Source organism: Rhodococcus sp. P4_B6 (genome assembly GCF_056402215.1).
Genome location: NZ_JBFUHV010000056.1, coordinates 21,209 through 33,884 on the forward strand (window position 1 = coordinate 21,209; position 12,676 = coordinate 33,884).

At 64.2% G+C, this 12,676-nt stretch carries 10 protein-coding genes and 2 pseudogenes; 8 read left to right on the forward strand and 4 right to left on the reverse strand.

The features are described 5' to 3' along the window. Positions 1–171: 171 nt before the first annotated feature. Both AC1DWT_RS24860 and AC1DWT_RS24865 read left to right on the forward strand, forming a co-directional pair. A complete protein-coding gene (locus AC1DWT_RS24860; RefSeq protein WP_477922607.1) occupies positions 172–1,716 on the forward strand; it encodes an alpha/beta hydrolase in 1,545 nt (514 codons plus the stop codon). Beyond that, on the forward strand, positions 1,713–3,242 hold the full coding sequence (locus AC1DWT_RS24865) for a serine hydrolase domain-containing protein (protein ID WP_477922609.1): 1,530 nt from the start codon (positions 1,713–1,715) through the stop codon (positions 3,240–3,242). Before AC1DWT_RS24860 ends, AC1DWT_RS24865 begins: the two co-directional genes overlap by 4 nt. A gap of 81 nt (positions 3,243–3,323) precedes the next feature. On the opposite strand, the gene AC1DWT_RS24870 is transcribed toward AC1DWT_RS24865, so the two are convergent. Further along, positions 3,324–3,887: a dihydrofolate reductase family protein gene (locus AC1DWT_RS24870; protein ID WP_206014048.1), complete on the reverse strand. Its 564-nt coding sequence runs from the start codon at positions 3,885–3,887 to the stop codon at positions 3,324–3,326. Between the two features lie 250 nt (positions 3,888–4,137). Between AC1DWT_RS24870 and AC1DWT_RS24875 the strand changes: the two genes are divergently transcribed. After that, positions 4,138–4,719 (forward strand): dihydrofolate reductase family protein, encoded by a 582-nt coding sequence (locus AC1DWT_RS24875; RefSeq protein WP_206014049.1) that lies wholly within the window; start codon positions 4,138–4,140, stop codon positions 4,717–4,719. 827 nt (positions 4,720–5,546) lie between these two features. On the opposite strand, the gene AC1DWT_RS24880 is transcribed toward AC1DWT_RS24875, so the two are convergent. Both AC1DWT_RS24880 and AC1DWT_RS24885 read right to left on the reverse strand, forming a co-directional pair. Further along, positions 5,547–6,281 (reverse strand): IclR family transcriptional regulator, encoded by a 735-nt coding sequence (locus AC1DWT_RS24880; protein WP_477922620.1) that lies wholly within the window; start codon positions 6,279–6,281, stop codon positions 5,547–5,549. A 223-nt stretch (positions 6,282–6,504) separates the two neighbouring features. Then, the gene (locus tag AC1DWT_RS24885; RefSeq protein WP_206014050.1) at positions 6,505–7,662 is read right to left on the reverse strand and encodes a serine hydrolase domain-containing protein; all 1,158 of its coding nucleotides are present in this window, start codon (positions 7,660–7,662) and stop codon (positions 6,505–6,507) included. 375 nt (positions 7,663–8,037) lie between these two features. On the opposite strand from AC1DWT_RS24885, the gene AC1DWT_RS24890 reads away from it, so the two are divergent. Beyond that, the gene (locus AC1DWT_RS24890) at positions 8,038–8,580 is read left to right on the forward strand and encodes a TetR/AcrR family transcriptional regulator (protein ID WP_477922611.1); all 543 of its coding nucleotides are present in this window, start codon (positions 8,038–8,040) and stop codon (positions 8,578–8,580) included. Between the two features lie 133 nt (positions 8,581–8,713). Here the strand turns inward: AC1DWT_RS24890 and AC1DWT_RS24895 are convergent. After that, a pseudogene (locus tag AC1DWT_RS24895) lies at positions 8,714–8,990 on the reverse strand (NAD(P)H-dependent flavin oxidoreductase); the annotation flags it as partial. A 1-nt stretch (position 8,991) separates the two neighbouring features. Between AC1DWT_RS24895 and AC1DWT_RS24900 the strand changes: the two are divergent. The 4 genes and pseudogenes from AC1DWT_RS24900 to AC1DWT_RS24915 form a co-directional block, all read left to right on the forward strand. Continuing rightward, positions 8,992–9,360 carry a hypothetical protein gene (locus AC1DWT_RS24900; protein WP_206014052.1) on the forward strand — a complete coding sequence of 123 codons (369 nt, stop codon included), beginning with the start codon at positions 8,992–8,994 and terminating at the stop codon, positions 9,358–9,360. A gap of 52 nt (positions 9,361–9,412) precedes the next feature. Further along, on the forward strand, positions 9,413–10,570 hold the full coding sequence (locus tag AC1DWT_RS24905) for a tyrosine-type recombinase/integrase (protein WP_420855140.1): 1,158 nt from the start codon (positions 9,413–9,415) through the stop codon (positions 10,568–10,570). 2 nt (positions 10,571–10,572) lie between these two features. After that, positions 10,573–11,637, forward strand: a complete 1,065-nt coding sequence (locus AC1DWT_RS24910; protein ID WP_206014054.1) for a hypothetical protein — start codon at positions 10,573–10,575, stop codon at positions 11,635–11,637. A gap of 115 nt (positions 11,638–11,752) precedes the next feature. Beyond that, a pseudogene (locus AC1DWT_RS24915) lies at positions 11,753–12,631 on the forward strand (serine/threonine-protein kinase); the annotation flags it as partial. Positions 12,632–12,676: the final 45 nt, after the last annotated feature.

Sequence of the window (12,676 nt, forward strand, 5' to 3'; positions counted from 1 at the left end):
GAGCTGRCCGACCGCACGATTCGATTCATCACCGAGCGTCCGCATAAGGATCGCCGGATTTCATCGGTTCTCAAACTTCCGGTATTCGGGGTGTGCCAGGATTTATCTGGGTAAATACTCGGGCCGAGCCCGAACACAAGGTTCGGGCGGTCGCCATTCAGGGTGGTCGACATGCGGTTTGTGAACCAGATAACGGCGATTGCGTTTGTCTCGATTCTCGTCAGCTCGGCGTGTAGCAACACTTCCGATCCGTCCAGTTCGCCACCGACGACTGTGGCTCATCCGCCGGCGGAGTTTGCCGAGGGTCCGTGCGCGAAGACGCCGCATCCGGTCCCACTGCTGGAGAATGCTCGCTGCGGGGACTTGTTGGTACCGGTGAACCGCACCAAAGCAGACAGCGGAACCTTGCGCTTGGCGGTAGCGATCGTTCCGTCGCAAACGCAGCCGCCGACCAAGGCTCCGATCGTCTTTCTCATGGGCGGGCCCGGTCAGGATGGGGTCACGGATCCCCCGATCAACCCGGACGTCCCGCTGAACCGTGATCGCGATCTGATCCTGATGGGACAGCGCGGCAACGCCACGTCCAGCTCGCCGTTGCCCTGCCCGGAGATTTTCGAGTTCTTCGCCCAAAGGATCGGAATGGCGTGGAACGCTGAGTCCACACGGGATGCGTACGTAGAAGCGGTGAAGGAGTGCCACGACCGCCTGGCCCCCACCGTGGACCTCTCGGCGTTCAATTCGACCGAGAGCACCTATGACCTGATYGATTTACGCAAGGCACTCGGCCTCGAGAAGTGGAATGTGTTCTCCCACTCGTACGGTACCGACCTTGCGCTGATCTACATGCGTCAAGACGCCGACGCYATCGAGTCGATCGTGTTCGACGGAGTGACGCCTCCATCGGTTGGTGCCCTGGGGTGGACCTGGGCCAGCGCTCGCCAAGCATTCGACAACATGGTCAAGGCGTGCGAGGACCAGCCGGCATGCAAAGAGCGCTATCCCGACCTGGGGGCAACATTCATCCGGCTGGTCAATGAGCTCGAGGCGAAGCCCATCACCACGACGGTCAACGTTGAGGGTGTAGGAGAGACGAAGGTTGTCGTCGACGGCGGAATGCTGCTGAACTGGTTTGTCCCCGTGGCTACCCATCTACCGAAAGAGTTCCCATCAACGGTCGATGAGCTCGCAAACGGGAATGCGCAGCCCATTGCGTCGCGTTGGGCCGAGGTTTGGGGGCATCCGGAGAGGGGCGTCCTCCATTGGGGTCTCACCCTGAGCATTTGGTGCCGTGAATGGATCCCGTTCGAGACCGTCGAGCAGTCAATGCAACAGGCGGAAAAGGAATTCCCTGAACTGCCGGAGTCCGTTCGGGCTCAAGCGCCGCAGCTGCCGTTCCTGCGCGACGCCTGCGAAGTGTGGGACGTGCCKAAGGCCCCTGACTCGATCCGAGACATCACCATCAGTGACATCCCTTCGCTTGTGCTGTCGGGAACCTACGACGGGCAGACCGGAGCGGTGTGGGGCGACTACATCGCGAAGGATCTCTCGCAATCCATAGTCGCGGTAGTGCCCGGAGCTGCACACGGTGTGTATGCAGAGCCACCGTGCGGAGCCGAGATAATCGCGTCATTCTTCGACAATCCGGAAAAGCCGGACACATCCTGCACGGACACGACGCAACTGCCGGCATACGACATTCTCCCGCCACGCCGATGACGACCGAGGTGTTCGCCGTCGGTGGCCCTGAGTTGTCGCGCCGGGCGGTGCTTGGCGGGGCGGTCGCCGGATTGGCGGTGCTCGTACTGCCGGCATGTTCGTCGAAGGAGTCGACCACCACAGCTACGAGTGTCCCGGCGAACGCGAAGGAAGCGTTCAACGAGCTCGACGCCAAGATCGACAAGGCGATGAAGGACTACGCGATCCCCGGGGTTGCGGTTGGCGTCATTGCCGACGGTGAGGAGTACATCAAGGGGTATGGGGTCACCAATGTCGACCACCCGACACCGGTGGACGGCGACACCCTGTTCCGGATCGGCTCCACGACGAAGACGTTCACCGGAACGACCGTGATGCGCCTCGTCGACGAGGGCAARRTCGATCTGGAGGCRCCGATACGCCAGTATCTGCCCGATTTCGCGGTCGCCGATCCAGAMGCCAGCGCCACGGCGACGGTGCGACAACTGCTCAACCACACGTCGGGTTGGCTCGGTGACGATCTCCAGGACTTCGGTCGAGGCGACGACGCGATAACCAAGTTTGTGGCGTCGATGACCCGGCTCCCACAGAAGACCTCGCCGGGCACGGTCTTCGCCTACAACAATGCGGGGCTGGTCGTGGCGGGGCGGATTGTCGAGGTCGTGACCGGATCGGTCTACGAGGACGCCGTCCAGAAGATGCTGCTGGACCCGCTCGAGTTAAGTCACACCCGCTTCTTCTCGGACCAGATAGTCGGCCGGAATATCGCCGCCTCCCACAACGTCGACGACGGAAAAGCCGTTGTGGATCCGGGTTTCTGGTTCTTCTCGCGCAGTTGCAACCCGACCGGATCGTTGATTTCCAGCGTGCGGGATCAGGTGCGCTACGCGCGCTTCCACCTCGGCGACGGCACTACACCCAAGGGAGATCGGTTGATGAGCAAAGACTCGCTCATCGCCATGCGTTCCAATCCAGGCGTCGGCGGCACGCTTCAGGTCGAACTCACCGGCRTGGGAGTGWCATGGATGCTGCGGCCGTCCGCGGAGAACGAGACGATCGTCCAACATGGCGGGACCTGGGCGGGTCAACGATCCGGGTTCTTCATGGTGCCCRGCCGTAACTTCGCCATGACCGTGCTCACCAATTCCGAGGGTGGAGSGAAACTGCTCAACGAACTGTTCGCCGAGGACTGGTCGCTTCGCCGCTTCGCCGGAATCASTAACCTGCCCGCRACGCCCCAGAAGTTGAGCACGGCCGAGTTGGCGCCCTACGAGGGGGYGTATGCCACTGACGACATCGATCAATCGGGCACCCTGGGGACCGTCGTGATCMACTTCCGCGGCAAAGAYGGCCAGCTCGTCGGCAACATGAGCGACGCCCCGGATGGYACCTACCTKCCGGATGAGCAGACAGTCCCGAATCTCGGTCTTGCGCTTTACAAGACCGACTATGGGCTYGACCTTGGCCCCGACCTCGAACCCACCGGCACCCGATCCAACTTCGTTCGGGGGTCCGATGGGAATGTCGCCTGGTTCAGCAACCAATAGCCACCCCGGGAACGCCGGTGGCGCAATGCGAAATTTGAATCAGTGCCGGCCCGAAGCCCACGCCGATCCGAGGGTGGGTACTCAGCGCCTGGTCTCGTACCTGGTCAGGACCACGCCGTCAGGGAACGTCCCGGTCTCCACCAGGGTCAGGTTCACCCAGTTGTCCAGGGCCGCAAAGAACGGCGTGCCGCCACCTACCAGGACCGGGTGGGTGACGATCGCGTACTCGTCGATCAGCCCATCACGCATGGCCACTGCAGCGAGTGTGGCGCCGCCGATATCCATGGGGCCGCCGTCCTCGGCCTTGAGCCGGGCAATCTCGGTGACCGCGTCGCCGGTGACCAGGCGGGTGTTCCAGTCGACCGTGCTGGTCGTCGAGGAGAACACCACCTTCGGCATGTCCCGCCAGCGGCGGGCGAACTCGATCTCCGCCGGTGTGGCACCCGGCTGCTGGTCGGCGGTCGGCCAGTGGGAGCTCATCGTCTCCCACAGTTTGCGCCCGTACAGCGCTGTGCCTGTCGCCCTCACCCGGTCGGACCACCACTGGAACAGCTCGTCGCTCGGCACACTCCAGCCGAGGTCGTCGCCGGGTGCGGCGATGTAGCCGTCCACGCTCACGTTCATGGCGAAGGTCAGTTTCCGCATGGTGTCAGCCTCCCGTGGGTCGGTACTCGGTGTACAGACCAGCACGGCGCGAAGCAATCATCGGTCAGGCCACACCGAGGGCAGTTCCACCACGCCAAGCGGATGTGCGTACGGAGTCCGGCGGCAGTTCCTGCGCGAACATCCCGGCCACGTGCTGGACAGCTGGCCGCGGCCAGCCGATTGATTTCCTACAAGAACGACAGCTCACGACACGCTAAATTTGGGGCACCCCAAAGCAGAGGAGCGCCCCATGGGCAAGGTGGTCATGTACAGCTCGGTGTCGGTGGACGGCTTCATCGCGGACGAGAATGACCAGCCCGGACCGCTGTTCGACTGGTTGTCCAGCGGTGACGTCCCGTTGGACGAGAGCGGCGAGGTGAAGGTGTCACAGACGTCCTACGACTACACCCGGCCGTACTGGGACCAGATCGGGGCGACACTCGTCGGCCGCCACGTCTTCGACATGACCGACGGCTGGGACGGAAAGCCTCCGAGCGGGATCGACCACGTGGTCGTCGTGACGCACCGGCCGGAGCCCGAGGGCTGGGACCCCGAGACACCGTTTCACTTCGTCGACGGCGTCGAGGCAGCCGTGGCCAAGGCGCAGGAGCTTGCGGGTGACCGCATCGTCGAGGTCGCCGCTGGCGACGTCGGTGGCCAGGTGCTTGCCGCGGGCCTGGTCGACGAGGTGCGCATGGACGTCGTACCCGTCGTGTTCGGGTCCGGCAAGCGCTACTTCGGGTCGGTCCACGCGCAGCACCTGTTGGAGGATCCTGATGTGGTGATTCAGGGCAACCGGGTCCTTCACCTGCGCTATCGGGTGCGCCGTTGACCGATCGGAGCGGGTACGCGGATTTGTACGGGGTTGGTGCTGTAAAAAAGCATTTACGCAACGTCTCGCTTAAAAAGGCTGGTGAGCATACTTTTTTCTCTGCAGAGGGCCGATATTCGGCGCCGAGCGATTCGTAGATGGCGGTGTAGACGTGTACCGGGTATGACAGCCACCAGGCGAACAGGCTGGTACACACCAGACCCGCGCCGAGTCCGAGGGCCGTTCCGATCAGTATCAGTGTTTCCGATCAGTATCAGTGTCCACACAAGATCAACTTCGCGATCACCGACTGTGCTGTTACCGAGGCCGCCCGGCGCCGGCCCGTCACGGGCATTTCCGTCCCCACCTGCACGAAATCCACGGCCGCGGCACTATATAGGCCCTCTACGTGACCACCGGGCACATGGAATCGGTGAACCCCATCCCGTTTCTCGCCGCCGGCCTGATCGTCAGCGCGGTCCTCGGCGCGATCTCCGGCTTCCTCGCCGCGCACCGCGGCTGACACACCACGGCGCCTGATGCGCTGACCCGCGCCGGAGTCGCACCGACCGAACCCGGCAACGAGCAGCTTTCTGGACAGGTACCCGAGCACCCAGCTCCTCGCCGGCCACCCGAACGTTGTCAACATTCTGCAGGTCGGGGTCACCGCCCATGATCGGCCGGATATCGTGAGGCCCTTTTGCGCCCAAGGCTCACTCGATGCGCGGATCGTCCGGCACGGCCCACTTGCGCTGGAGGGGTGCTGCGGATCGCAGTCAAGATCGCGGGCGCAGGAGCTGCCGCACATCGTCTCGGTATTGTGCTGGCTGATTTGTTGGGGGTACTGGTTACGAGAGCAGTGGTGCCAGCTGAGCAGCTTGTTGTTGCAGTGCGTCTAGGTGGCGAAATATCAGGTGGAAATGGTCGATGTGTCCCGACAGAGCCAGGCCGGCGACGAGGGTGCCGGTGGTGGATCGGATTGGCACCGAGAGGCAGGCGGAGTTGTTGCGTAGCTCGCCCACCTGAGTGGCATAGCCCTGGTCGCGGACGAGGTTGAGGTGCCGGCGCAGTTCGCTGCGTACGTGGATGGTCCGGGCGGTGAGCTGTTGGGGGCCTCTGGGCTGGAAGGTCGAGTCGAGCACGTCGTGCTCGGCAAGGATTAGTTTGCCGACGGCGCTGGCGTGGAGGTGCTGGTTGAGGTAGTTCTCCTCGGACCGGTACTGGCATTCTGGATCCGGGTCGACTTGGCGTACCGCTGTGGCGGTGTAGGAGTAGAGGTGGACACCGAAGGGGGTCTCCTTACGCAGCTCGGTGAGGAGGTCGCGGGCCGCGGTGAACAGGGTTGGCCTGACGGCGGTGTTGGCGAGCGCGGCGACCTTGTGGCCAAGTGCGAAGCCTGGACGGTCAGGTCGCCGAAGGACGAATCCGTCGTCGATGAGAAGCGTCAGTAGTCTGTATACGGTCGCGGGGGGTATGGCCAGTGTGACTGCGATGTCCCTGGCCGTTACTCCTTCGCCCGCGCGGGCCACTTCCGTGAGAATCCTCAATGCGTTCTGGATCGCCCGTGGTTGTCGTCCTGAGATAACAGGGGCGGAGCCTGCGGTCTGAACATTCACGCTTTATCCGGATACGAGTGGTTGCTGCGGCCTTCTGCGCGCCAGCGGTTTGTGGGCCCGACCCCGGGTTTGTCGCCTGATTGGCGTCGTCCTCGGGGGCGGGCAGCGCAACCATTGACGGTCATTGTTCGGGAGTTTTCCTCGCCGTCTACCGCAGCAATGCTTGGTTCGCGGCGAGGAATCCCGATCATCAGTCCCGCAAAGTGTTTGTGATGGATCGGAGGAAGGCGACCGTCTCACTCTCACGATTGGTGGATTCGCTATCGGTGGTTCCGTACGCGCGGTTCGCTGACAGCTTGACGATGACGGCATTCGTTGACGGGTCGACATACACGAACTGGTTGTACACACCGATGGCGCTGAACTCGCCACGGTTGCCGGCAGGAATCCACCATTGGTAGCCGTAGCCGAGATCGAACCGGTGCGTGCCGACGATCGGTTGTCCTGGCTGGAACTGCGCGCCGCTCGGGACGACGGAGTCCCGTACCCACTGTTCCGGAACGATCTGCTTGCCCTGCCACCGCCCCCCGTTGCGGTAGAGCTCGCCGATCTTGGCGAAGTCCCGGGCGGTCATGTTCAGGCACGCGAATACGGCCTCCATCCCGGCCGAGTCGGTCAGCCAGTGCCCGGGTGAGGTCATTCCGAGGGGCTCATACAGCTTTTCCTGCATGTAGTCGGTGATCGAGCGCTTGGTCGACTTCACCAGCAGCGCGCCCAGTACCTGGGTGTCGCCGGAGTTGTAGCGGCAGAGCGTTCCCGGCGTCTCCTGGTGCACTGCACTGGCGACGAACTCGTCGAGGGAACCGCCGACATCCATGGCTGCGGCGAGGCGGAAGACGTCGGCTTCGCTGTCGTTGTAATCCTCGTTCCAGCGTGCCCCCGACGACATTAGCAAAACCTGCTTGATCGGGACGCCGTCGTAGGCGGATCCCGGGTTGACCGGGACATAGTCGCTGATCGGGTCGTCGATGCTCTTGATGTGGCCTTCCTCGACGGCGATACCAACAAGTGTCGAGATGAAGCTCTTCGCTACTGACATCGAGATCCACGGTACGTCGGGGCCACCGGTGAGTGCGTACCGCTCGTGACGAATGGCTCCGTCGACGAGCACCAGCAGGGCCGCGGTGTCGGTCTCGACGAAGAAGTCTTCGAACGACTTGGTGGCGCCGCCGAACTCGTACTTCTCCGGTAGGGCGATGGTGTCGGATGTCGGCCATACGTACGGGTCAGAGGACGGGGCCAACGTTGTCGACGGGAGCAGGGTGGCCATCTGACAGAAATTCTCGTGCTGGGCGATGCCGGTGAAGAAGCCCAACCCGGCGAAGGAGGTGGTCGGTTTGTCGGTCATGGTCGTCCTTTGGGTGCGGAGGGTGGTGGGCTGTGCAGGTCTTGGTGTTGTAGTGCCGAATCATTCCTGCGGCGTGTATCGAATTATGCTTATTTGCATTGTGTTTCGAGGTTTTGGGGCGCACGCTGCCTCGGGGCTGTGGCGACCCCTCTGCGCGTAGGGGCGGCGTGACCACCCGGCGGAGATGCCGGCGGGTGGTGCAGGTCGGTCAGGTCCTGTTCATCGGCGGTACACTGAAATTTATCAGTACCGACTGGTTATCACAACCATTTGGTACTGCTAAATTTGGTTCGAAGACAGGGTTAGGATTTGGCGATGAACGCAGAGCGCGTGGACGGTCGTACCGTCCGTTATCAGCATCGGCGACCGGAGTTGTTGGCGGCGGCAACCGAGTACGTTCTCGACCATGGCATCGGGGACGTGTCCCTGCGTCCAATCGCGCAAGAACTCGGGGTCACGCACGCGACGTTGCTCCGGCACTTCTCGTCCAAGGACGAGCTGCTCCTCGAGGTGCTGGGAAAGATCCATGCCGAGTTCCGGGATCGACAGAGGTCGGATGAGGGACTGCGCTCTGCGGAGTCGGCATCCGGGTTCCTTCGGGCGGCGTGGCGTTGGCTGTGTGAGCCTCAGGAGCAACGGCAGTTCGTTTTGCTGTTCGAGTTGGTCGGGCGCACGGGCCGTCAACCCGATCGCGGGGGCCGCCTGGTGCAGTCGATCATCAATGACTGGCTCGTACCGATCGAGGAGCGGTTGGTGCAGGATGGATGGCTTCCTGACGAAGCCGCGGTCATGGCGACCCTCCTGCTGGCGCAGGTGCGTGGTTTGCAGCTGGATCTCATCATGACCAGGGACCGTGATCGGATCGATCGGGCCTTCGAGGCCGCCATTGAGCTGGTAGCTCGTCCAAGAGTTCGGTAATCGAGGACCTCCATGTACGTCGTTTCCCTTGTTCGACGTGGGGCGCCGTATCGGTTAGGTCCCCGACTCCGATGGGCGAGATCGACTCTGGCCTGTCATATCCGAGCTGGAGTCGATCTCGACCGATCGGACTTCAGACCGGCTGTAGCAGTTGACCTTTCGCGACTGTGTACTCGCGGCTGAGGCGTTCGACGATCTGTGCCGCGGGGACGACGGCGCCGATGCCCTGCCCGGCGCCCCAGATGTCGCGCCAGGGCTTGGCTTAGGACTTCGCGGCGGTGTCGGCGTCCTCGCCGCCGCCGAAGTCCATGGCGGACGGGTCGGAGACGGCGAGGTTGTTCGGGTCGAGTCCGGCGGCTTCGATGCTGCCGCGCAGGTAGTTGCCGTGGCACGCCGGTGAACAGGTTGGACGTGCCAGCCGAGGTCGGCGATCCGGGCGGCGAGGGGAGCGATCATGTCGATGGTGGTGACGGTGTCGGCGGGGTTCCAGACGGAAAAGCGCAGTCCGCGTACTCCGCCGGCGTCGAGTCGGCTGCCCCGTGCCCGGTCGCCGCTGCGGGCGATGGCGTGCAGGAGTGCGGTGTTGTCGGTGCCGAAATACTTGGCCTGGACGAACACGGTTCGGTCGAGGCCGAGGCTCTTCCGCATCGTCCGGTAGTGGTCGAGGTCGGCGGCGGGGGAGAGACGATGAATGTGCTGCTTCTGCTGGGTTTGCTGATCACCGCGTTCGCTGCCGTGCTGGCGATGCACACCGACGAGCAGTCCCGCTCTCGGCACTGACCGGCGCGGCACCGGTGGTGTCGGTGACCGTGGGTAGATTCCCGGTGTGACGATCGAGGTAACCGCCAGCACGCCGGCAGGGTTGAGTCCGGCCGACGGTGGGTGGGGTGCGGTTCCGGAGCTGTCGGAGCAGGTTGTGGCGCAGATCGCTGGGGCGCTCGAGGCGTCGCAATCGGCGGGAACCCGCCGCGTCTATGCCTCGGACTGGCGCCGCTTCCGCAGTTGGTGCCACACCTATGGCCACGCGGCGTTGTCGGCGCACCCGGCGACGGTGGCCGCGTATCTGGTCGACGCCGCCGATACCCTCACCGAGGTGGGGGAGAAGGCCTACTCCCCGTCGACGTTGAACCGGTGGGTGTCGGTGATCGGGCACTACCACCGGACCGCGAACCTGCGGAACCCTTGCACCGAGGCCTTGGTGGTCTCAACGCTGTCGGGGATTCGCCGCACCTACGCCACCAACGGTGACCGACCCCGCAGTCCCCGGGCCCCGTTGCTGGTCGACGACGTCGTCACCATCGTCGGATCCGCCCGGCGGGCTGTTACCGGCTGGGCGGCCGAGGTGCACGAACGCCGTGACACTGCTCTGTTGTTGATGGGTTTCGCCGGCGCGTTCCGGCGCAGCGAACTGGTCGCCCTCACCTGTGGGGACGTGACCGTGCACAGGCTGGACGGGGTGCACGTGCGGTTGCGGCGGTCGAAGACCGACCAGGACGGCACCGGCACGGTGCGGGCGTTGCCGTTCACCACCCACCATTACAGTTGCCCACCGTGTGCGTATGTGCGGTGGGCGCAGGTCGTCGCCGCATACGATCTCGCCAGTCGACCCGGGGTGATCCGGTTGCTGCGCACCGCACCACCGTTCGAGGGCCATGTCTGCCGAACAGGGTTGCCGCGCATGCGGGCCCGGGCACCGTTGTTCCGGGCGATCGCCAAGAACGGCAACCTCTCCGACACCGCGTTGTCGGGGGCGTCGGTGCACGCGGCGATCCGCCGCCGCGCCGCCGCGGCCGGCTACGACGACAACGTCGTCGCTCAACTCGGTGCGCACTCGCTGCGGGCCGGGTTCGTCACCCAGGCGTTCCGCAACGGCGCCGACGCGCACGCGATCATGCGGCAGAGCGGACACACCAACCCCGCGACTGTGGAGCTCTACGCCCGCGAACACGCACCCCTCGTCGGGAACGCCGTCACCGACATCGGACTCTGACCGTGTACGTCGACTCCGGCACCATCACCTCATCGGTGGGTAACAGTGCGGATCTGGTGGTGTCGTGCCGTTACCGGCACGACTGGGCCTTGTTCGTCGACTGGTGCGAGGCCTGCGATTACCGCGTTCTGCCCGCGATTCCGTCGGTGCTGGCGGAGTTCCTCGCCGACCATCCGGCTGCCGATGGGACGCAGCGCCGCCGGGTCACTGCGATCAACGCCGTCCACACGAGCGCCGGCTTTGCGGCGCCGGGCCGCACGGAAACGATCCGACAGCTACTCAGCAACGCGCGCGCCGACCGGCTGGCTCGGGTCGGGGAGCGGGTGGCGCAGGTGGTGCCACGGATTCCGCTGACCGGGTGGCCGGGCGGGTTGTTCGGCCGCCGCGACGCTCTCCTCCTCACTCTGGCCGCCGCTGGTCTGGGGTTCGAGCAGATCGCCCGGCTGCGCCGCACTGATGTCACCACTGAACACGATGAGCTGGTGGTGCGAGTGGGGGAGGGCTGGGCCCGCATTGCTTCCAGCGAAGCGAATCCGGCAGCCGTGTATAGGAATTGGATTGAGGTGCTCGGGTTCTTGGACCGGTATCCGAGCACCCAGCTTCTCGCCGGCCGCCTCGACAAAGGTGCGAGCCTATCGGCGTTCGCGGACAGCGCGCGCTGCGACGAGCAACCACTTTTCACATCCATCGACCGGTGGGGGCATACCCCCTTCGATCCGACTCCGCTGACCGGGCATTCCATCGCCGTCCTGGTCCGGGCGCACCTGGCCGGGCAGGCACCGGTACACAAGCGGCCTCCGACCAAGCAGCCCCCGACACAGTCAAGCGAAGACGCACCGGTCCCGGTCGTGGTGGACATCGAGCTGGATCAGGGCTACTACGACCGCGGCATCGCCGCCCGCCGAGAAGCCCACACCCACCTCGAGGACGTCACCGACCTTCTCGACGGCATCGAAGAAGAAGCCGACAAGCTCCTCGCCGACCTGCTCACAATTCTTGACCACGCAGGCGACACCCAACGCTCGGGGACGGCGCGGGAGTCGGGCGACCCGAAGACGACGAGATGATTGTCCGCTCTCACCGTGTGAACGCGACTTCGACGTGAGCAGCTCTGCAGTTCGGCTAGGGCAGCTACACAACCCGTCTATCCTGAAAAGGCATGTCAGAGGTGGTGCCTAACCTATGACGGACGCTGACCCATCGGCGACCCAACGCGACGTCGATGTCGCGATCGAACTGTCCGCGGCTGGTTTCGAGGATGCCGCGGAGATCGGTCGTGGGGGTTTCGGGGTGGTGTACCGATGCGAGCAGGAGGATCTCGAGCGGACCGTGGCGGTCAAGGTTCTCACTTCGAACCTCGACCCAGAAAATCTTGCGCGGTTCATTCGCGAACAACGCGCCATGGGGAGAATGTCCGGGCATCCGAATATCGTCGATATCTATCAGGTCGGCGTCACCAGGACCAAGCGACCGTTCCTGGTGATGCCGTATCACTCGCGTGGATCCTTGGATGCGCGGATTCGCAGGGACGGCCCGCTCGAGTGGCCGGAGGTGGTGCGACTCGGAGTCAAGATCGCCGGCGCCCTCGAGACGGCGCACCTCGGCGCCGCCCTTCATCGTGACGTCAAACCTGCGAACATCTTGCTCACCGACTATGGAGAGCCCCAGCTGACCGACTTCGGTATCGCCCGAATCTCGGGTGGTTTCGAGACCTCGACCGGCTCGATCACCGGTTCCCCGGCGTTTACCGCACCAGAGGTCCTCGAGGGGCGGCCTCCGGCTCCCGAATCGGACGTCTACAGTCTCGGTGCCACCTTGTTCTGCGCACTCACCGGCCACGCGGCCCACGAACGGCGCAGCGGCGAGCAGATCGTCGCCCAATTCCTCCGCATAACCAGCCACCCGGTCCCGGACCTGCGAGAAGGCGGTTTCCCCCACGATCTGGCGACCGTCATCGAACACGCCATGGCACGCGCCGTTGAGAACAGGCCATCCAGTGCGGCCGAACTCGGAGACGAATTGCGTGCTGTGCAACAGCGTCATGGCCTGCCCGTCGACCAGGACTTGATCGCGCACGACATCAACTACTTCCTCAACCGGTTCCGC